Here is an 18,806-nt window from a genome sequence, read left to right on the forward strand (position 1 = left end):
GCACCCGGGCGGGACCGCGCCGTCCATGTCACCCGCGCGCGGGTGTCCGCAGCCCTCCGGCCAGCCGGTCGGCGAGTACCGGCCCTATCTGAGCGAGCCGGTCCGGGCGGGTCAGCTCGCCGTGTTCGCCCTTGACGGGGGTGACGTCGATGCGGCCCGTGACGTACGGCCGCCAGGCACCGGGCCGGGGCGAGCCCGCGGCCTTGCCCTCGGTGGCCTCGAAGAGCAGCACGTCGCCCTGGAAGGCCCGGGGCACGAAGCCGCTCTGGAGGGCGCCGTGGTGGGCGAACACCCGGACCATGGCGGCGAGGCCCCGTTCGCCGAGCAGCGCGAGCGGCCCGTCGGGGTCGGCGGCGTCCGGCCGGTGTCCCAGCGAGGCGAAGAGCGCCTGCCGGAGCTCGTCCTCGTCCGCCGCCTCTCCCCCGTCGGGGACGCCGCCGGCCGGCGGATAGCTGTCCATCAGCACGAGGGAGGTGACCTCCTCCCCCTCCTCCTGCAGCCGTACGGCCATCTCGTGGGCCACCAGCCCGCCGAAGGACCAGCCCAGCAGCGCGTAGGGACCCTGCGGCCGCACCGAGCGGATCTGCGCGAGATACGCCTCCACCATCTCGGTCATGCTCGCGGGGGCGGCGTCCGGATCGGTGAGCCCGTGCGCCTGGAGGCCGTACACCGGCTGGTCGGGCGCCAGGTGGCGGAGCAGCCCGGAGTACACCCAGCTGACGCCCGCCGCCGGGTGGACGCAGAAGAGCGGGGCGGGCGCGGCGGCCGTGCGGGAGGGCGCCGTACGGGCCGTGGAGCGCGCCCTGCGCAGGGGCAGCAGGACGGCGAGGGAGTCCTCGCGCCGCTCCTCGGTGAGGCGTTCACCGAGCTCGGCGACGGTGGGGGCGTCGAACAGGGTCCTGATGTCCAGTTCGGCCCCGAGCACCGAACGCACCCGGCTGATCAGCCGGGTGGCGAGCATCGAATGGCCGCCCAGGGCGAAGAAGTCGTCGTCGACGCCCACTTCCGGCACGCCCAGCACCTGCGCGAACAGGCCGCACAGCAGCTCCTCGCGCACCGAGCGGGGGCCGCGCCGGTGCACCGTCGCGCCGTCGCCCGGTGCCGGCAGCGACCGCCGGTCCAGCTTGCCGCGCGAGGTCAGCGGCAGGGCGTCGAGGAGGACGAAGGCGGACGGGACCATGTGGCGCGGCAGTGCGGACGCCGCGAAGCGCCGCAGGTCGCCGGCGTCCGGTGCCGCCGGGCCGCCGCCGGAGCGCGTGCTGTCCCGCTCGGGGACGACGTAGGCCACGAGCCTGCGGTCGCCCGGCCGGTCCTCGCGGACGACCACGGCGACCTGGCGGACCGCCGCGTGCGCGGCGAGCACCGTCTCCACCTCGCCCGGTTCGATCCGGAAGCCCCGGATCTTGACCTGCTCGTCGGCTCGGCCCACGTACTCCAGCGCCCCGTCGGCGGTCCACCGCACCAGGTCCCCGGTGCGGTACATGCGCTCGCCGGGCGCGCCGTACGGGCAGGCCACGAACCGCTGTGCGGTCAGCGCGGGCCGGCCGACGTAGCCGCGGGCCACCCCGGCACCGGCCAGGTAGAGCTCGCCGACGACCCCCGCCGGAGCGGGCCGCAGACCCGGGTCCAGGACGTACACCCGGTTGTTGCCCATCGGCCGCCCGATCGCCGGCCGCTCGTGCTCCGCGGCGTGCGCGTACGAGACGTACACGGTGGCCTCGGTCGGGCCGTAGCCGTTGACGGTGGCGGTTCCGGGCACGGCCCGCAGCTCGCTCCACAGGGCCTGGTCGCAGCCCTCGCCGCCGAGCTCGATGATGCGTGGCCGTGAGGGCCGCGCGTCGGAGAGCAGCCCCGCCGCCAGCAGTTGGCGGCAGAACGTCGGTGAAACCTCCAGGTAGTCGACGGCCTCGGCCGCGACGTACTCGACCAGCGCCTGCGGGTCCCGGCGGATCTCGTCGTCGACCAGGTGCAGCTCGTGGCCGCCCATCAGCCACAGCAGCGGGCACCAGGAGGAGTCGAAGGTCAGCGGCCCGGTCAGCGCGGCCCGGACGCGTCGCCCGCCGGCCGTGTGGGCCGCGTACACCTCGCCGAGGTGGCCGTGGAGCAGGTTGACCAGGCTGCGGTGTTCGACCGCCACGCCCTTGGGCCGCCCGGTCGAACCGGAGGTGTAGATCACGTAGGCGAGGTGGTCGGGGCGCAGGCGTACGGGCCGGTCCTCGCGGGCGGGATCGACGTGCGCGTACCGGGTGCGGACGGCCTGGACGGAGGGGTCGTCGACCGGCAGGACCGGCAGGTCCGCCGCGCAGTGCGGCCGCAGCCGGGCCTCGTTCGCCACGTCGGTCAGCAGCAGGGCCGGGGCCGCGTCCGCCAGCATGAGGGCGAGCCGCTCCACCGGGTCCTCCGGGTCCAGCGGTACGTGGCAGCCGCCGGCCTTGAGCACGGCCAGTTGTGCGACGACGTGCTCGCTGGTGCGCGGCAGCAGCGTGGCCACGTGCTGGTCCGGCCCCACGCCCTGGCCGATCAGCATCCAGGCCAGCCGGTTGGCGCGGCTGTTGAGCTCGTGGAAGGTCACCGGGCCGTGCGCGTCGACGAGGGCCGTGGCGGCGGGCGTGCGCCGGGCGTGCTCCTCGAAGACCTCGTGCAGCAGCCGGTCGTCCGGCAGCGCGCGGGCGGTGTCGTTCCACTGGGTGAGGATGCGACTGCTCTCCTGCGGGGACAGCAGGTCCAGTGCGTCGACGGGGGTGTCCGGGGCCCCGGTGACGGCGGTCACGAGGCGCAGCAGGCGCTGGGCCAGGGACGCGGCGGTGCCGCGGTCGAACAGGTCGGCCGCGTAGTGCAGGACGCCGCGGATCCCTTCGGGCGATCCGTCCGCCGCGTGCCGCTCGACGAAGGTGAAGTCGAGGTCGAACTTGGTGGGCGCGGCGTCGAGGGGCTGCGCCGTGACGGTGGTGCCGGGGAGGTCCAGGGCGGCCTCGGCGTTGTTCTGCAGGACGAGCATGGTCTGGAAGAGCGGGTGCCGGTTGCTCGTGCGGTCCGGGTTGAGCTCCTCCACCAGCCGCTCGAACGGCAGGTCCTGATGGGCCAGCGCGGCGAGGTCGGCTTCCCGTACCCGCTGCAGCAGCTCCGCGAAGGTGGGGTTGCCGGAGGTGTCGGTGCGCAGGACCAGCGTGTTGACGAAGAAGCCCACGAGGTCGTCCAGGGCTTGGTCGGTGCGTCCGGCGGTGGCGGTGCCGAGCGGGATGTCGGTGCCGGCGCCGAGCCGGGTGAGCAACGCCGCCAGCGTGGCCTGGAGGGTCATGAAGAGGGTCGCGCCGTGGTCGCGGGCGAGGGACTCCAGGCGGGTGTGGAGTTCCGCCGGGATGTCGAAGTGGAGGAGTCCGCCGGTGTGGGTGGGGTGGGCCGGGCGGGGCCGGTCGGTGGGCAGGGCCAGTTCCTGCGGCAGGCCGGCCAGGGTCCGGGTCCAGAAGTCCGCCTGCTCCTCGGCCGTCTCTTCCAGGAGCTCACGCTGCCAGAGCGTGTAATCGGCGTACTGGACCGGCAAGGGCTCCCACTGCGGCGCACCTCCCGCGCGCCGGGCCTCGTAGGCGGCCGACAGATCCCGCAGCAACGGCGCCTCCGACCACCCGTCACTCGCAATGTGATGCAAGGTCAGCAGCAGGGTGTGCTCGTCGGGGGCCGTCGTGAACAGTGTGGCCCTGACCGGGAGTTCGTCTGCGAGCCGGAAGGGGGCGAAGGCGTCCGCGTGGAAGCGGGCAGTGACGTCCTCGGGCGCGCACCGGACCACAGCGAGCTCTACGGAAGCCTCCTCAGGAGCGAGGACCCGCTGGAAAGGCTCGCCGTCGACAGCGGGGAACACCGTCCGCAGCGACTCGTGACGCCCCACGACGTCACCGATGGCCGACCGCAAGGCACCCACATCCACCACGCCCCGGACCCGGAAGGCGAACGGCGCGTTGTACGTAGGACTCTGCTCGAACCCGTCAAGAAACCACAGGCGCTGCTGAGCGAAGGACAACGGCAGCACCTCCGGCCGCGCGCGGCGCGTCACCGCCGGACGAGCCGTCACTCCGTCGGCCAGGCAGGCGGCGATCCCCGCCACGGTGGGGGCGCCGAACAGCGCACGGACGCCCAGTTCCACGCCCAGCACCGAGCGGATCCGGCTGATGAGCCGGGTGGCCTTGAGGGAGTGGCCGCCCAAGGCGAAGAAGTTGTCGTCCACACCCACGCCCGGCACGCCCAGCACCTGTGCGAACAAGCCGCACAACAGCTCTTCCTGCACCGACCGCGGGCTCCGCTCCTCGCGGACCGCTACCGCCGCGGACGCCGCTGCCGCCTCGTCGGCGACGGCTCTGCGGCGCTCCTGGCTGCGGCTGCGGAACGCGCGCTCCTGCTCCGCCGTCTCGAAGATCTCCAGCGCGCCGACGGGGGCCTCCGGATCCGCGGCGGCGGCACCGAGGAGACGCGCCAGGAGGCGGTGGAGGGACTCGGCGGTCTCGTGGTCGAAGAGGTCGGTGGCGAACTGCAGGATGCCCGAGATTCCCGCCGGGTTGCTGCCGGCGTCCCGTTGCTCGGTGAAGCTCCAGCCGAGGTCGAACTTGGAGGGCGCGGCGTCGAGGGGCTGCGCCGCGACGGTGGTGCCGGGGAGGTCCAGGGCGGCCTCGGCGTTGTTCTGCAGGACGAGCATGGTCTGGAAGAGCGGGTGCCGGGCACTGGTGCGGTCCGGGTTGAGCTCCTCCACCAGCCGCTCGAACGGCAGGTCCTGATGGGCCAGCGCGGCAAGATCGGCTTCCCGTACCCGCTGCAGCAGCTCCGCGAAGGTGGGGTTGCCGGAGGTGTCGGTGCGCAGGACCAGCGTGTTGACGAAGAAGCCCACCAAATCGTCCAGGGCCTGGTCGGTGCGTCCGGCGGTGGCGGTGCCGAGCGGGATGTCGGTGCCGGCGCCGAGCCGGGTGAGCAACGCCGCCAGCGCCGCTTGCAGGGTCATGAAGAGCGTCGCCCCCTGCCCGCGGGCGAGGGACTCCAGCCGGGAATGGACCTCGGCGGGGATGTCGAAGTGGATGAGTCCGCCGGCGTGGGTGGGCTGCGCCGGGCGGGGCCGGTCGGTGGGCAGGGCCAGTTCCTGCGGCAGGCCGGCCAGGGCCTCGGCCCAGAACTCCGCCTGTTCCTTCCCCGTCTCCTCCAGGAGCTCACGCTGCCAGAGCGTGTAATCGGCGTACTGGACCGGCAAGGGCTCCCACTGCGGCGCGCCTCCCGCGCGCCGGGCCTCGTAGGCGGCCGACAGATCCCGCAGCAACGGCGCCTCCGACCACCCGTCACTCGCAATGTGATGCAACGTCACGAGAAGGATGTGGTCGTCGGGCGCGACCGAGAACAACGTCACCCGGATGGGAAGCTCGATGGCCAGCTGGAAGGGCGCGAAGGCGTCCTCGTGAAAGCGCGCGGTGACCTCCTCGGCCGCGCACCGGACCACAGCGAGGTCCACCGAAGCCTCGCCGGGAGCGAGGACCCACTGGAAAGGCTCGCCGTCGACGGCAGGGAACAGCGTCCGCAAGGACTCGTGACGCCCCACGACATCACCGATGGCCGACCGCAACGCATCCACGTCCACCACGCCCCGGACCCGGAAGGCGAACGGCGCGTTGTACGTAGGACTCTGCTCGAACCCGTCAAGAAACCACAGGCGCTGCTGGGCGAAGGACAACGGCAGCACCTCCGGGCGCGTGCGGGGCGTCACCGCCGGACGAGCTGCCGCCGCACCGTCCGCGGTCCGTGCCGCCAGCCGCTCCGCCAGGCCCGCCACGGTGGGCGCGCCGAACAGCTCCCGCACACCCAGTTGGACGCCCAGCACCGTCCTGATCCGGCTGAGCAGTTGGGCGGCCTTGAGCGAGTGGCCGCCCAGGGCGAAGAAGTTGTCGTCCACACCCACGCCCGGCACATCCAGCACCTGCGCGAACAAGCCGCACAACAGCTCTTCCTGCACCGACCGCGGGTTCTGCGAATGCGTCATGACGCTCCCTTGAAGATCCGAGACGGATTCACTTGCCGACGGCCGGTTTCGGCGTCAGGTCGCGCCAGTGCTCGTCGACGTAGTCGAGGCACGCCTGGTAGCCGGCCGCGCCGTGCGCCACGGTCCAGCCCATGGGGGGTGCCAGCCGCGCCGGCCACAGGGAGTGCTGGTTGCTGTCGTTGGTCAGGACCAGGTAGGTCCCGTCGGCGTCTTCGAAGGGGTTCGTCACCACTGGGGTGTCCTTTCCGGCAAGGCAAGGAGGGAGGAGGGGAGGGGAGGAGGGGGTACGGTGCAGGCTCAGGCGGGGGCGCCGAGCGGTGCCTCGGTCAGCGCGCGGATGCGGACCGGCAGCTCTCGCCAGATGTCCGGGGTGTAGAAGTGGCCCCCGGGCAGCACGTCGTGGCGGTACGGGCCCGTCGCGACCCGGCGCCACTGGTTCCCGGCGTCCTGCTCGATGACGTCGTCGCCGGTCGCCGAGAGCATCTGCACCGGGACGCTCACGACGGTCCCCGGCGTGTAGCGGAAGGTGTCGCGGACCTGGATGTCCGCCCGCATGAGCTCCACCGCCATCTCCTGGAGGTCGGGGTCCTCCAGGACGTGCGCGGGCATCAGGCCGTTGGCCCGCATCCAGTCCAGGAGCGACGCGTCGGTGTCCTGCCGGGCGGGGAACATGTCACGGGGCGTCAAGCCGCGGTCGGGCGCGTTGCACGAGGAGACGACCAGCGTCTCGGGCAGCGGCCCGCCGCCGCGCTCGATGCGGGCCGCGACATCGAAGGCCATCCAGCCGCCCATGCTGTGGCCGAACAGGACGTACGGGCCGTCGACGGCGGAGAGCACGGCGGCGGTGGTGTCGGCCGCGAGCTCGTCCCAGTCCGTCGCGCAGGGCTCCGCGAACCGCCCTTCGCGGCCCGGGTAGCAGACGGCGGACAAGGCCACGTCCGCCGGGACGCACGCGCTCCACTCGTGGTACGGCCCGGTGCCGCCGCCGCAGAAGCCCAGGCAGATGAGCGTGCGCGAGGTGTGCTCGTCCCGCTCCTTGATCCGGATGACGGTGGTGTCCTGTTTTTCAGGCGTTCGTCCAGCCATGGCGGTCTTCTTCCTCATCTTCTCGTGCTTCTCGTGCTTCTTGCACTTCTTGTGCTTCTTGCTGCTTCTTGCTGCTTCTTGTGCTTCTTGTGCTTCTCGAACGGATGCCGGCCGGGCGTCGCCGGTCCCGGCGGCGGGGCGGTGACCGGCGGGCCCGTGCCCCGCGTGCCCCGTCGCGCTGCGGTCAGGCGCCGGCGCGCAGCGCATCGACGTGGCGGGCCAGGTCCCGGAGCCGGGGGTGCCGGTAGACCTCGCGGGCCGACATGGCGATCCCGAACTGCTTCTTGATCCGGGCCACGACGCGCAGCGCGATCAGTGAGTGGCCGCCCATGGCGAAGAAGTCGTCGTCGGCCCGGATGCGCTCGCGGCCGAGCACCTCGGACCACACGGCCGCGATCAGCGTCTCGGCCTCGCCTTCGGGGGCGTCGTCCGGGGCCTCGTGCGCTGCCGGTTCCGCGCTCTCCTCGGGTGCGGGCAGGGCGGCGACGTCGACCTTGCCGTTCACCGTCAGCGGCAGGGCGTCGAGGGCGGTGTAGACGGTGGGGAGCATGAACTGCGGCAGGACGCCGGCCAGCCGCCCGCGCAGCGTCTCGGCGGTCGGAACCCCGTCCGCCGCGTCGGCCGCCGCCACGTAGTACGCGACGAGCTGCTCGCCGGTGACCGGGCTGCTGTGCAGCGTGACCGCGGCGGCGGCCACGCCCGGCTGACCGGCCAGCGCCGTCTCGATCTCGCCCAGTTCGACGCGGTAGCCCCGGATCTTGACCTGCCGGTCGATGCGGCCCAGGTACTCCAGGGCCCCGTCGGCACGGGTGCGCACCTTGTCCCCGGTGCGGTACATGCGGGTGCCGTCGGCGGCGAAGGGGTCGGCGACGAACCGCGTCGCGGTCTGCGCGGGCCGGTTCACGTACCCCAGGGCCACCTGGGGCCCCGCGAGGTAGAGCTCGCCCTGCGCGCCGCCGGCCACCGGCTGCAGATCGGCGTCCAGGACGTACGCCCGTACGTGCGCCAGCGCGGGGCCGATGTGCGGGGTGCCGCCCTCGATCCAGGCCGCGGTGGCGTCCACGGTGCACTCGGTCGGCCCGTACAGGTTCAGCGCTTCGAGCCGCCCGGCGGTGCGTGCCTCCGCCAGCTCGCGCCAGGTCTGCTCGGGCACCGGCTCGCCGCCCATGAACAGCCGCAGCGTCCCGGCCCGGCCCTCGGCCGCGCGCACGAGCAGGTCGGCGCGGAGCAGGTGCCAGTGCGAGGGGGTCAGGTCGAGGTCCTGCACGCCGTACGCGTCCAGGGCCGCGACCAGCCGCGCGGGGTCGGTGCGCTCGTCCTCGCCGAGCACGACCAGCGTGTCGCCCCGGCACACCCGCGCCCACTGCTGGACCGAGGCGTCGAAGGAGACGCTGGCGTTCCAAGCGACGACACGAGGCCGCGCGGCGTACATGCCCGCCTCCTCCAGCCCGTCCACCAGGGCGGCCGCACCGCCGCGCGTGGTCTCGACGCCCTTGGGCGTGCCCGTCGAACCGGAGGTGTAGATCACGTAGGCCGGGGTGTGGGCGGCGACCGGCACGGGCGGCGCCGGGGGCTGGTCCGCGGCGGCTACGGGCCGGCCGGCCTCCACGGTCCGCACGCCGTCCGGCCATGCGCGGCCGGCACCGGCGGTCACCAGGACCCGGACTCCGGCGTCGCGCACCATGCCGTGCCGCCGCTCCTGCGGGTACTCGGGGTCGATGGGGACGTACGCCGCGCCCGCCCGCCAGACGGCGAGCAGCGCGACGACGAGGTCCGCGCCCCGGGGCAGGCTGACCCCGACCCGGTCGCCGGGGGCGACGCCCAGCCCGGTCAGCACGCCGGCCGTCTCGGCGGTGCGCCGGTCGAGTTCGGCGAAGGTCAGGCGGCTGCCGTGGTCGTGGACGGCGGTTCCGGACGGGTCGTTCGCCACGGCCTGCGCGAAGCGCGTCAGCAAGTCGACGGGCACGGGCCGGCCGCACGCCGCGGCCGGGGAGACGGCCGGCTCCGGGCTGTGGGGGCCTTCGAGAACGCCGGTCACGCGGCCTGCTCCTCTCGTGCGGCGGCGGCCACGGTGGGCCGGCAGGCGTCGAGTCCGACCGGGTCGCCCATGGCGACGACGATGCGCCGGTCGCCGCGGAAGGGGTCGCGGCCGTGGGTGGCCAGGACGTTGTCGACGAGCAGGACGTCGCCCGGACGCCAGGTCCGGCGCAGCGTCGCGCCCTCGTAGGCGGCGTTGATCGTCTCGATGTCCTCGCCGGTCAGGGGCTTCCCGTCGCCGAGGGCGGTCTCGAACGGCAGCCCGTCCGGGCCGAACTCGTCGAGCAGCGCCTCCCGGATCTCCTCGTCGAGCGACCACGAGTTCCAGAAGGCCATGTGGTTGAACCAGACCTCCTCGCCCGTCGCGGGGTGCCGGATGATGCCCGGCCGCAGCTGCCGTGTGCGCAGCGCGCCGGAGGAGTCCCACTCACAGGAGATGAGGTTGTCCGCGCAGTACTTCTCGACGTCCTCGCGGCTCTCGGTGGCGAACGCCGTGCGCCAGTCCAGCGAGATGTGCTCCGAGTAGGTGCGGGACAGCACCCAGCCCGCGGCGCGCATCCGCGCGACCAGGCCGGCGGGAAGGCGGCGCAGCACCTCGCGGCAGTCGGCGACCGGCGTGGCCCCGCCCTCTTCGGGGGCCGTCAGGCAGGCGAACAGCAGCAGACCGGGGAAGGTCAGGGTGTAGCTGTTCTCGTTGTGCATGCGGATCGGCTGATTCGGCGGCAGGTCGGTGGAGGAGTAGACGTCGTTGCCGTAGCTGCTGCGCGGGGTGGCCTTCTCGCGGTAGGGCGTGCGCTGCGGGATGAGGACGTCCCGCACCTTCGCGAAGTCGTCGACGTCGTGCACGGGCAGGCCGCGGAGGTAGAGCGCGCCGTGCCGGTGCAGTGCCGCGCGCAGCTCGGAGCGGACCGAGGCGAGCCAGGCGCACGCCTCGGCGGCGTCCGCGAACTGCGGGACCCGGGTCGTCGCCGGTTTCCCGGTCTCGGTGGCCCAGGAGAGAGAATCGCTCATCGTGTTGCGCGTCCTGTCGTGTCGTTGCTGACGGATTGCCTCGTACGCCGCCGGATCCCGCGCGTCATCCCCATCCGGTGTCGTCTCCGTCGTTCGCGTCGCGGTGCACGGCTGTCGGGAATCGGCGTAGGAGCATGGGGGATTTCCTCGTACTTCCAAAACGGGAGGGTGGATTCTTTTTCTGACCGGCGTCTTCGAGCTCAGCCATGGGTTGCGGCCACCGGATTCGGGCGCCGGATGCGTTCGCCGGCCAACGGGATTCACGTTGTCATCCGAAATGCACACCGACCAAGGCCGTTCGGGGCTGGTGTTCACGCCTGTCGCATAGATGAGAGGGGGACGAAACGGGCAATTAAGGTCACAGGGAGTGCCCGGCCCGGGCCGTCGCCTCCGCTCGTACCGGCAGGTCGCGACGGGTTCGGACGGGCGAACAGAGCAGGATCAGCGCGGTCAGCGGGATGCCCGCGGTCATCAGCCACAGCGTCGGGCGCACACCGAGCCAGGTGCCCAGCCCGCCGGCGAGCAGTGCGCCCAGCGGCAGGGTGCCGTAGTTGAGGAACGACGAGCACGCGGTGACCCTGCCGAGCACGCGCGGCGGGCAATAGGCCTGGTTGAAGCCCGCCTTGATGACGTTGCCCGCCACGACGCCGACCGAGGCGGACGCGTAGCCCACGACGAAGAAGGCCAGGCCCGCGCCCCGGGTGGTGAGCGCCATGAGCGGGGCGAGCGCGGGCACGCCGAGTTCGAACACCAGCAGCGCCCGGGCGGTCCCGAAACGGGCCACGCCGCGGCGCACCAGGAGCGCGCCCAGGACACCGCCCGCCCCGCCGATCGCCATCAGCACGCCCACCCCGGTGCCGGTCAGACCGACGTCGCGCACCAGGAACACCACGAACAGCGTCTGGCACCCGCCCAGGAAGAGGTTCGAGGCGGCGCCGAAGCACGTGAGGCTGCGCAGGTAGGGATCGCGTGCCACCAGCCGCACACCCTCGCCGACCTCCTTGAAGAGGGCGCCCCGCGCCCGTGCGACGGCGGGCGCCGGCGGCTCCCGGTGCCGGATCCGGGCCACGCACACGAGGGACACGAGGAAGGTCGCCGCGTTGGTCAGCATGCCGTCGACCGCGCCGGCGGCCTGGGCGATCAGGCCGCCGGCGCCGGTCCCGGCGAGCTGCGCGGCGGAGGCGCTGCCGTGCAGCTTCGCGTTGCCCTCGGCCTGGTCCGCCGCGCCGACGATGCCGGGAAGGTAAGCGGTGTACGCGGTCTGGAAGAAGACCGCCGCGGTGCCGGCCAGCAGGGCGGCCAGCAGCAGCCCGCCCACGTCGAGCACGCCGAACCGGTGGGCGAGCGGCACGGCCACGAACAGCGCGCAGGAGACGGCGTCGGCGGCCAGCATGACCGCCCTGCGCCGCAGCCGGTCCACCCAGACCCCGGCCGGCAGGCCGATGACGAGCCAGGGCACCCAGGTCGCGGCGTTGAGCAGGCTCACCTCGAAGGTGCCGGCGTGCAGGACGGAGACGGCGACCAGCGGCAGCAGCACACCGGTGACCGCGGCGCCGAATTTCCCCGTGGTCTCGGCGTACCACAATTGCCGGAAGTCCCGGTTCCGGCTCAGCAGCCCGCCGTTCCCGGACCGGCCCGCCATTCGCCTCCCGGCGGCCTTCCCGCTGCTGTCCGCCACCCCTTCTCCGCGGTTCTCCCGCCCCCTCACCGCCATGGGAACAATTCCGTCTGCTCACCGTTGACCGGTTGTTGATCAGTCATCTCTAGACTGCTCCCGATCGGGGGAAATCTCGGGTACGGCAGGGGGGCCATGAATACCTCACACTCACTCGGTGAAATGCAGCTGAGCCGGGAAGCACTGGACGTCTTCGCATTCGCGGCGGACCGGACCGTATTCGGCACCGGAGAACTCACGGCCGTCGGTCTCGACGCCGACGACGCGGAGCGGGCGGTCAAGGAGCTCGTGGAACTGCGGCTCCTGTGCTACGCCGAGGGCGTGCCGGACCGACTCACCGTCGTGCCGCCGGCGGTCGCCGCGAGCCGGCTGCTGCGTCCGATGGAGCGCCGGATCCAGCACCAGCAGGAGGAGATCGAGCGGTTCCGGTGGATGTTCGACGCGCTGCTGCCCGCCTACGAGTCGAGCCGCGCGCGCAACTCCTCGGCCGCGCCCGTCGAGCTGGTCACCGACCTGCACGTGGTCCAGGAGGTCATCGAGGAGCTGACCCTGACCTGCCGAGAGGAGGTCCTCACCGCACAGCCCGGCGGGGCGCGCTGCCCCGAGGCGCTGACGGCGGCTCAGGAGCGGGACCGCCGGATGCTCGCGCGCGGCGTCGCCATGCGCACCCTGTACCAGCACCCCGCCCGCTACCACCAGCCGACCATCGACCACGTGCAGCGCGTGACGGGCCTGGGGGCGGAGGTGCGCACCCAGTCCGAGGGCTTCTGCCGCATGCTGATCTTCGATCAGCACACGGCGCTGCTGGGCGTGCCGGACGATCCGCGAGCGGCCCTGCTCGTGCGCGAGCCCCACCTCATCCACAGCATGCGGGTCTTCTTCGACTGTGCCTGGCGCAGCGCCTCACCCTTCCCGCTCGTCTTCGACGCCGCGTCGGCCGTCCGCATCTCGGGCGAGATCCAGGAAGCGATCGTCGCCATGCTCGCCGAGGGGCTGGAGGACAAGTCCATCGCGCGGCGGCTGGGAATGTCGGTGCGCAGTTGCCAGCGCCACGTCGCGGAGGTCATGAAGGCGCTCGGCGCCAAGAGCCGCTTCCAGGCCGGATTCCTCATCGGACAGTTGCGCAACGACTCGACGGAGGGGGCACTGCCCGGGTCCGAGTGCCGCGTGCTCGCGAGCGCCGGCCCGCCGGACGCCCGGCGCCGGGGATGACGGCGAGGATCCGGCCGCCCCGGGGGGCGAGTCCTCAGCCGGACCGGCGGGCCGGGACGGGCACGGGTGGTCCGGGGTCGGCCACGGCCAGGTCCACGACGAGACGGCCGAGGTCCTCGGCGTGGCGGTCGGCCTGCTCGGGCGAGTAATTGGCCGGATTGGCCTCCACGCACACGGTCGTCCCCTCGCCCGGCGACCCCACGTCGAAGAACAGGCTGAGGTCCGGGACGGGACCGGTGACCAGCGTGCGCACCGAGCCCCGGGCCGTCCCGAACTCCAGGGCTCGGTCGAAGTTCACGACGTTGACCAGCGGTCCGACTCCGAGCGGAGCCACCGGGCCCGCGGCGGCGAGCAGCGCGCGCCGGAACTCCTCGTAGCGGTGCCGGTGGTGACGCATCGCCTTCCTGACCCGGCCGTCCGCCTGCAGGCAGGCGTCCCGTAGCGAAGCCTTCGGATCCACGCCCACCCGCACGGGCAGGATGTTCGCCAGCGGCGCGACCACGCCGCGCAGCACGCGGGTGGGCCGGCCGGCCACGGAGCACCCGAAGGTCACCTCGTCCGCTCCGGTGACCTGCCGCAGGTAGAGGGCGGTGGCAGCGATCAGGAAGTGGGCCGAGGGGATCCCCAGGAGCTCGCTCTGCTTCTCTATCGCCTCGACCGCGGACGCCGGCAGGTGGTGACGGCCGTGCAGGGCCGCGGACGCGGGCGGCGCCTCCGCGTGGAGCCGTCCCGTGGCGGGCCAGGCCGCCGCCTCCTGCGCCCAGAACTCCTGGTCCGCCCGGTACGTGCGGCCGGCCGCGTACGCCCGGTCGTGCTCGACGGCCGCCGTGACGGGCTCGAAGGGATGCGGCTCCGCAGCGCCTCCGCTCAGCAGCGCGTTGTAGACGCCGGCCGTCCTGCGGGCGAGGGCGGCCTGGCCGTAGCCGTCCGCCACGATGTGGTGGACACGGCGGTACCACAGGTGGCGGTCGGGCGACACCCTGATCAGGGCGGCGCCGAGCAGCGGGCCGGTGGTGAGGTCGAACGGCCGGGCGAGGTCGGCGCGCATCCAGGCCACGGCCCGCCCGTCCGGGTCGGGCCCCTCGCTCATGTCGAGGACCTCGAACTCCCACTGTGCGGGCCGCAGCTCCTGCACCGGCGTCCCGTCGGGCTCCGTCACGAACCGCGCGCCCAGCGACCCGGCCTCGTCCACGGCGGTGCGCGCCGCCCGCTCCAGCAGCGCCGCGTCGAGAGCGCCGGTGATCTCGTAGTAGTCGCCCACGTTGTAGGGCGTGCCGGCCGGCTCCAGGATCTGGGAGATCCAGATCTCCAGCTGGCCTGCTGTCAAAGGGACTCGCACGTTTGCGCTCCAGACGCCTCGGGACCGTCGTCCCCTCACCCTGGCACCCGCCCCGACCTGCGCACAGGCCTCACCGGGGGTGGTGTTCCCGCCTGTCGTGCACCCGAGGGGGGACGGCAGGCGGGAACACCCGGGCCGGTCCCTGCACCGTGTGCGGATCACACCGTGCGCCTTGTCCGGATCACACCATCGGACCACGCGTACCGGGGTTTCCGTTGCGCGAAGAAGGTGACAGTCTCCGAGCGGCCCCCGGCGCGCACCCGGTCATCCGACACGCCCCGTGTCACGATGGCCGGGCGGTATCCGGCTGCCCGCGGGGAAGTTCCCGGTGCCCTCCGGCGCCGGGTCCTCGCGCAAGCCTTTCGACGTACGTGACAGGAGTGGAGCCCGCCATGCCCAGCACCCCCGCCCCCACGGCCACCGCTCACATCGGCGTCACCGGGCTCGCCGTCATGGGCAGCAACCTCGCCCGGAACTTCGCCCGGCACGGCCACACCGTCGCCGTCCACAACCGCACGTACGCCAAGACCGAGGCGCTCATCGACGCGCACGGCCACGAGGGGAACTTCGTCCCCGCCGAATCCGCCGAGGAGTTCGCCGCCGCGCTCCAGAGGCCGCGCCGCATCGTCATCATGGTCAAGGCCGGAGACCCCACCGACGCCGTCATCGAGGAGTTCGCCGCCCTCCTCGAACCCGGGGACGTGCTCATCGACGGCGGCAACGCCCACTTCGGCGACACCCGGCGCCGCGAGAGGCAACTCCGCGACAAGGGCATCCACTTCGTCGGCACCGGCATCTCCGGCGGTGAGGAAGGCGCCCTCCACGGGCCCAGCATCATGCCCGGCGGCTCGGCCGAGTCCTACGAATCCCTCGGCCCGCTCCTCGAATCCATCGCCGCCGAGGCCCCCGACGGCACCCCCTGCTGCACCCACATCGGGCCCGACGGCGCCGGACACTTCGTCAAGATGGTCCACAACGGCATCGAATACGCCGACATGCAGCTCATCGCCGAGGCGTACGACCTGCTGCGCCACGTCGCGGGCTACGAGCCGGAGCGGATCGCGGAGACCTTCCGCACCTGGAACACCGGCCGGCTGGACTCGTATCTCATCGAGATCACCGCCGAGGTGCTGGCGCACACCGACGCCGCCACCGGCCGCCCGTTCGTGGACGTCGTAGCCGACGGGGCCGAGCAGAAGGGCACCGGCCGCTGGACCGTGCAGACGGCCCTCGACCTGGGCATCCCCGTCTCCGGCATCGCCGAGGCCGTGTTCGCACGGTCCGTTTCCGGCCACGCGGACCTGCGCGGCGCCGCGCGCGAACTCCCGGGCCCCGGACGGGAACCCCTCGCCCCGGCCGAGGCCGGGGAGTTCGCTTCCCTGGTCGAGGAGGCGCTGTACGCGTCGAAGGTCGTCTCGTACGCCCAGGGCTGGAACATGATCACCGCGGCGAGCGCCGAGTACGGGTGGGACATCGACCTCGGGGCCGTCGCCGCCATCTGGCGCGGCGGCTGCATCATCCGGGCCGCGTTCCTCGACCGCATCCGCGCCGCGTTCGCCGCCGACCCGCAACTGCCCACGCTACTCGCCGACAAGGGGTTCGCCGCGGAGGTCGGCAAGGCGCAGGACGCCTGGCGCTCGGTGGTCGCCACCGCGGTCGGCCGGGGTGTGCCCACGCCGGGTTTCTCTGCGGCGCTCGCGTACTACGACGCGCTGCGCGCCGAGCGGTTGCCGGCCGCTCTGACGCAGGGACAGCGCGACTTCTTCGGTGCGCACACCTACCGGCGCACCGACCGCGAGGGCTCGTTCCACACGCTGTGGGGCGGGGACCGCAGCGAGGAGCAGACCGGCTGAAACCGCCCTGCCCTTACCGTGCGTACGGCCGTCCGCGCGGCCGCACGCACCTCCGCCCGCACGGCTCCGCACGGTGGCGACGGGTGCACAGCGCGATACCCCCGGATGGCCGTACGTACGGATGTGTCCGACCTTGACGGTTCTGTCCTGACCTGCGTCTTTGCAGGTCAGGGAAGTGTTAGTACGGACCGGGGCATGGACCGGGCGAGGGGCGTGGGCTTAACTTATGCGCTATGACCTCCCCCCGCAGCACCTACGGCGGCGGCTACTACGCCTCGTCGTCGTTCCCGGACACCCCGATTTACGACAGCCTCGTCGCCGAGCGGGGCACCCCGCAGATCGCCCCGATCCGCGTGTCGTCCCCGTACGACGGCGGCGGCAGCAACCTGCCCGCGCTCCCCGCACTGCCGTCCGGCCCCTCGGCCGCCCCGGCGGCCCCGGCCCCGCAGGCCCAGTACGGCGCCCAGGGCGGCGCCCCGTACGGATATCCCGCGCCCGGCCCGCAGCAGCCCGCCGGACTGCAGCAGGCGGCCGCCCCGTACATCCCGCAGCAGACGCCGCAGCGCGCCTACCCGGGGCCGGGCCCGCAGCAGTACCAGCAGCGGCCCGGGGCGGCCCCGGCAGGCCAGGCAGGCCCCTCCGGATACGACGCCATGCGCCCGGCCACACCCCGCCCGGCGGCGGGGCAGTACGAGGACCCGTACAACCGCCAGTACCCGAATCAGGGGGGTTACTGACCTTCTGTCCGTTGTGCTGGGGGTCCCGCTACGGCGGGCAGGGGTACTCGTTCAACCGCCCGGCCGGGGTGGCAAGATGACCGCATGTCCACGTCGCCCACGCTGACCGCGCTGCACTTCTACCCCGTCAAGTCACTGGCGGGGTGCACCGTCCCGGAGGCGGCCCTCGAGCCGTGGGGTCTGGCCGGGGACCGGCGGTGGATGGTGGCGGACGCCGACGGGATGATGATCACCCAACGGCAGCAGCCGAGGCTCACCCTGGCCTCGGCCCGCCCGCTCCCGGGCGGCGGCGTCCTGCTCGACGCGCCCGGGGCGGAACCGCTCGACGTCGCCGTGCCCTCCCTCGCGGAAGCGGAGGGCACGGTCACGGTGCAGGTGTTCCGGGACAAGGTCGAGGCGGTCCCCGCGGGGGCCGCCGCCGACGCCTGGCTCAGTGCCCATCTCGGGACCACGGCCCGCCTCTTCCACATGGACGAGCCCGCGAGCCGCCGCCCGATCGATCCCGGATTCTCCCTCCCGGGCGAGACCGTGAGCTTCGCCGACGGCTATCCGCTGCTGGTGACCACCCTCGCCTCGCTCGACGCCCTCAACGCGCTCGTCGCGCAGGGCGACCTCCCCGGCGAGGGCCCGCTCCCCATGAACCGCTTCCGCCCCAACGCCGTGGTCGACGGCACCGAACCCTGGGCCGAGGACGGCTGGCGGCGCGTGCGGATCGGCGAGGTGACGTTCCGGGCGGTCAAGGATTGCGGCCGGTGCGTAGTCACCACCACCGACCAGACCACCGCCGAGCGCGGCAAGGAGCCCCTGCGCACGCTCGCCCGGCACCACCGCATCGGCACCAAGGCCGTGTTCGGCAAGAACCTCATCCCCGAGCACACCGGGACCCTGCGGGTCGGCGACACCGTCGAGATCCTCGACTGAGCAGCGCGCCCGCTCGCCCTTCGCCGCATTTCCCTCACTCTTCTCCCTCCGCGCCGTCACTCCTCTCCCCCCGGCTTCCTCACTCCCCTCCCCCGCCGCACGCCACCCGTCAACGCGCTGCCGTGAACGGCATCCGGAGGAGGTGATTTTGCTCTCTCCGCCGTCTTCCTCCGCATGCGGTGCCCTGTGTGAGGTATTTACGGACCCGGAAGGGGGTGAGCATGGTGCGCGCTACGGCACTCGCATGGCGATGGCGGCGCAATCCCCTGCGTCGCCGGACCGACGTCCTGGAGTCATGGGTGGGACTGGTCGCCGTGGTTCTCATGCTGCTCGCGGGCCCGGTCACCGGCTGGGTGACGGGGTCGCTCGCCCACGAGGCCCTGCGGCACACGGTCCGCGAACAGCATCGGCACCGCCATCTGGTGACGGCCACGACGCTGCGCGCCCTGCGCGGCGGACCGGCCGAGACCGACCGCGAGGCCACGGCCGGCCGGGAGGGACACCATCGGGTGGTCGCCCGCTGGCCCGGACCGGACGGCGGGGAGCGCTCCGGTGTGGTCGCCGTGCGCCATGCCACGCGCCCCGGGCAGCCGTTCCCGCTGTGGACGGACGATCAGGGACGGCTCTCCGGCAGGCCCATGGACCCCGACACGGCCGCCGTCCACGCCGGTCTGGCGGGCGCCGGGGCGGCCATGGTCGCCTGCGGCCTGCTGGAGGCGGTGCGCCGCCTGGTCGTATGGCGGCTCATGCAGCGGCGGTACGCCCACTGGGACCGCGCGTGGGAACGGGCCGGGCAGACCTGGGGCCGGGCCGACGCGGGCAGCTGACCGGTCAACTCCCGGGGCCTGCGCGCGCTACGGTGGCTCCGGTGGCCGGTCCGGTACGCACCGGTCCCGGGTGGACGCACGCACGAGGTGGGGGCAGAGCA

11 protein-coding genes and 1 pseudogene are annotated in these 18,806 nt (G+C 73.2%); 5 read left to right on the top strand and 7 right to left on the bottom strand.

Features of this window, described 5'->3' with window-relative positions:
• Nucleotides 1–28: 28 nt before the first annotated feature.
• The 6 genes and pseudogenes from IF61_RS0103915 to IF61_RS0103940 all read right to left on the bottom strand — a co-directional run.
• Nucleotides 29–5,989, bottom strand: a pseudogene (locus tag IF61_RS0103915) (amino acid adenylation domain-containing protein); the annotation flags it as partial.
• Between the two features lie 46 nt (nucleotides 5,990–6,035).
• Nucleotides 6,036–6,236 (bottom strand): MbtH family protein, encoded by a 201-nt coding sequence (locus tag IF61_RS0103920; protein ID WP_030364791.1) that lies wholly within the window; start codon nucleotides 6,234–6,236, stop codon nucleotides 6,036–6,038.
• Nucleotides 6,237–6,304: 68 nt separating this feature from the next.
• The gene (locus IF61_RS0103925; RefSeq protein WP_052392373.1) at nucleotides 6,305–7,093 is read right to left on the bottom strand and encodes a thioesterase II family protein; all 789 of its coding nucleotides are present in this window, start codon (nucleotides 7,091–7,093) and stop codon (nucleotides 6,305–6,307) included.
• 184 nt (nucleotides 7,094–7,277) lie between these two features.
• The gene (locus tag IF61_RS0103930; protein ID WP_030364793.1) at nucleotides 7,278–9,131 is read right to left on the bottom strand and encodes a non-ribosomal peptide synthetase; all 1,854 of its coding nucleotides are present in this window, start codon (nucleotides 9,129–9,131) and stop codon (nucleotides 7,278–7,280) included.
• Nucleotides 9,128–10,141 (bottom strand): TauD/TfdA family dioxygenase, encoded by a 1,014-nt coding sequence (locus tag IF61_RS0103935; RefSeq protein ID WP_030364794.1) that lies wholly within the window; start codon nucleotides 10,139–10,141, stop codon nucleotides 9,128–9,130. Before IF61_RS0103935 ends, IF61_RS0103930 begins: the two co-directional genes overlap by 4 nt.
• Nucleotides 10,142–10,499: 358 nt before the next feature.
• The gene (locus tag IF61_RS0103940) at nucleotides 10,500–11,783 is read right to left on the bottom strand and encodes an MFS transporter (protein ID WP_043187740.1); all 1,284 of its coding nucleotides are present in this window, start codon (nucleotides 11,781–11,783) and stop codon (nucleotides 10,500–10,502) included.
• Between the two features lie 195 nt (nucleotides 11,784–11,978).
• Here IF61_RS0103940 and IF61_RS0103945 point away from each other — a divergent pair, with 195 nt between their 5' ends.
• The gene (locus IF61_RS0103945) at nucleotides 11,979–13,028 is read left to right on the top strand and encodes a helix-turn-helix transcriptional regulator (protein ID WP_245684388.1); all 1,050 of its coding nucleotides are present in this window, start codon (nucleotides 11,979–11,981) and stop codon (nucleotides 13,026–13,028) included.
• 34 nt (nucleotides 13,029–13,062) lie between these two features.
• On the opposite strand, the gene IF61_RS0103950 is transcribed toward IF61_RS0103945, so the two are convergent.
• Complete coding sequence (locus IF61_RS0103950) at nucleotides 13,063–14,367, bottom strand: condensation domain-containing protein (protein ID WP_245684389.1); 1,305 nt, start codon at nucleotides 14,365–14,367, stop codon at nucleotides 13,063–13,065.
• A 392-nt stretch (nucleotides 14,368–14,759) separates the two neighbouring features.
• Between IF61_RS0103950 and gndA the strand changes: the two genes are divergently transcribed.
• The 4 genes from gndA (at nucleotide 14,760) to IF61_RS0103970 (ending at nucleotide 18,705) form a co-directional block, all read left to right on the top strand.
• Nucleotides 14,760–16,220, top strand: coding sequence for an NADP-dependent phosphogluconate dehydrogenase (gene gndA / locus IF61_RS0103955; protein ID WP_030364798.1), 1,461 nt, complete (start codon nucleotides 14,760–14,762; stop codon nucleotides 16,218–16,220).
• Between the two features lie 233 nt (nucleotides 16,221–16,453).
• The gene (locus IF61_RS0103960) at nucleotides 16,454–16,957 is read left to right on the top strand and encodes a DUF6643 family protein (protein WP_030364799.1); all 504 of its coding nucleotides are present in this window, start codon (nucleotides 16,454–16,456) and stop codon (nucleotides 16,955–16,957) included.
• Between the two features lie 84 nt (nucleotides 16,958–17,041).
• Entirely contained in the window at nucleotides 17,042–17,878 is an 837-nt protein-coding gene (locus IF61_RS0103965; protein WP_030364800.1) for an MOSC domain-containing protein, read from the top strand.
• Nucleotides 17,879–18,099: 221 nt separating this feature from the next.
• Complete coding sequence (locus IF61_RS0103970; RefSeq protein WP_078659951.1) at nucleotides 18,100–18,705, top strand: Rv1733c family protein; 606 nt, start codon at nucleotides 18,100–18,102, stop codon at nucleotides 18,703–18,705.
• The last annotated feature ends 101 nt before the right edge of the window (nucleotides 18,706–18,806 follow it).

Source organism: Streptomyces roseoverticillatus, assembly GCF_000719265.1.
Taxonomy (GTDB): Bacteria; Actinomycetota; Actinomycetes; order Streptomycetales; family Streptomycetaceae; genus Streptomyces; species Streptomyces roseoverticillatus.

What these genes read in the sequence shown, in the direction of transcription:
- IF61_RS0103925 (WP_052392373.1), bottom strand. Translation starts at nt 7,093, where the DNA reads ATGGCTGGACGAACGCCTGAAAAACAGGACACCACCGTCATCCGGATC.
- IF61_RS0103940 (WP_043187740.1), bottom strand. Translation starts at nt 11,783, where the DNA reads ATGGCGGGCCGGTCCGGGAACGGCGGGCTGCTGAGCCGGAACCGGGAC.
- IF61_RS0103935 (WP_030364794.1), bottom strand. Translation starts at nt 10,141, where the DNA reads ATGAGCGATTCTCTCTCCTGGGCCACCGAGACCGGGAAACCGGCGACG.
- IF61_RS0103960 (WP_030364799.1), top strand. Translation starts at nt 16,454, where the DNA reads ATGACCTCCCCCCGCAGCACCTACGGCGGCGGCTACTACGCCTCGTCG.
- IF61_RS0103965 (WP_030364800.1), top strand. Translation starts at nt 17,042, where the DNA reads ATGTCCACGTCGCCCACGCTGACCGCGCTGCACTTCTACCCCGTCAAG.
- IF61_RS0103945 (WP_245684388.1), top strand. Translation starts at nt 11,979, where the DNA reads ATGCAGCTGAGCCGGGAAGCACTGGACGTCTTCGCATTCGCGGCGGAC.
- gndA (WP_030364798.1), top strand. Translation starts at nt 14,760, where the DNA reads ATGCCCAGCACCCCCGCCCCCACGGCCACCGCTCACATCGGCGTCACC.
- IF61_RS0103970 (WP_078659951.1), top strand. Translation starts at nt 18,100, where the DNA reads ATGGTGCGCGCTACGGCACTCGCATGGCGATGGCGGCGCAATCCCCTG.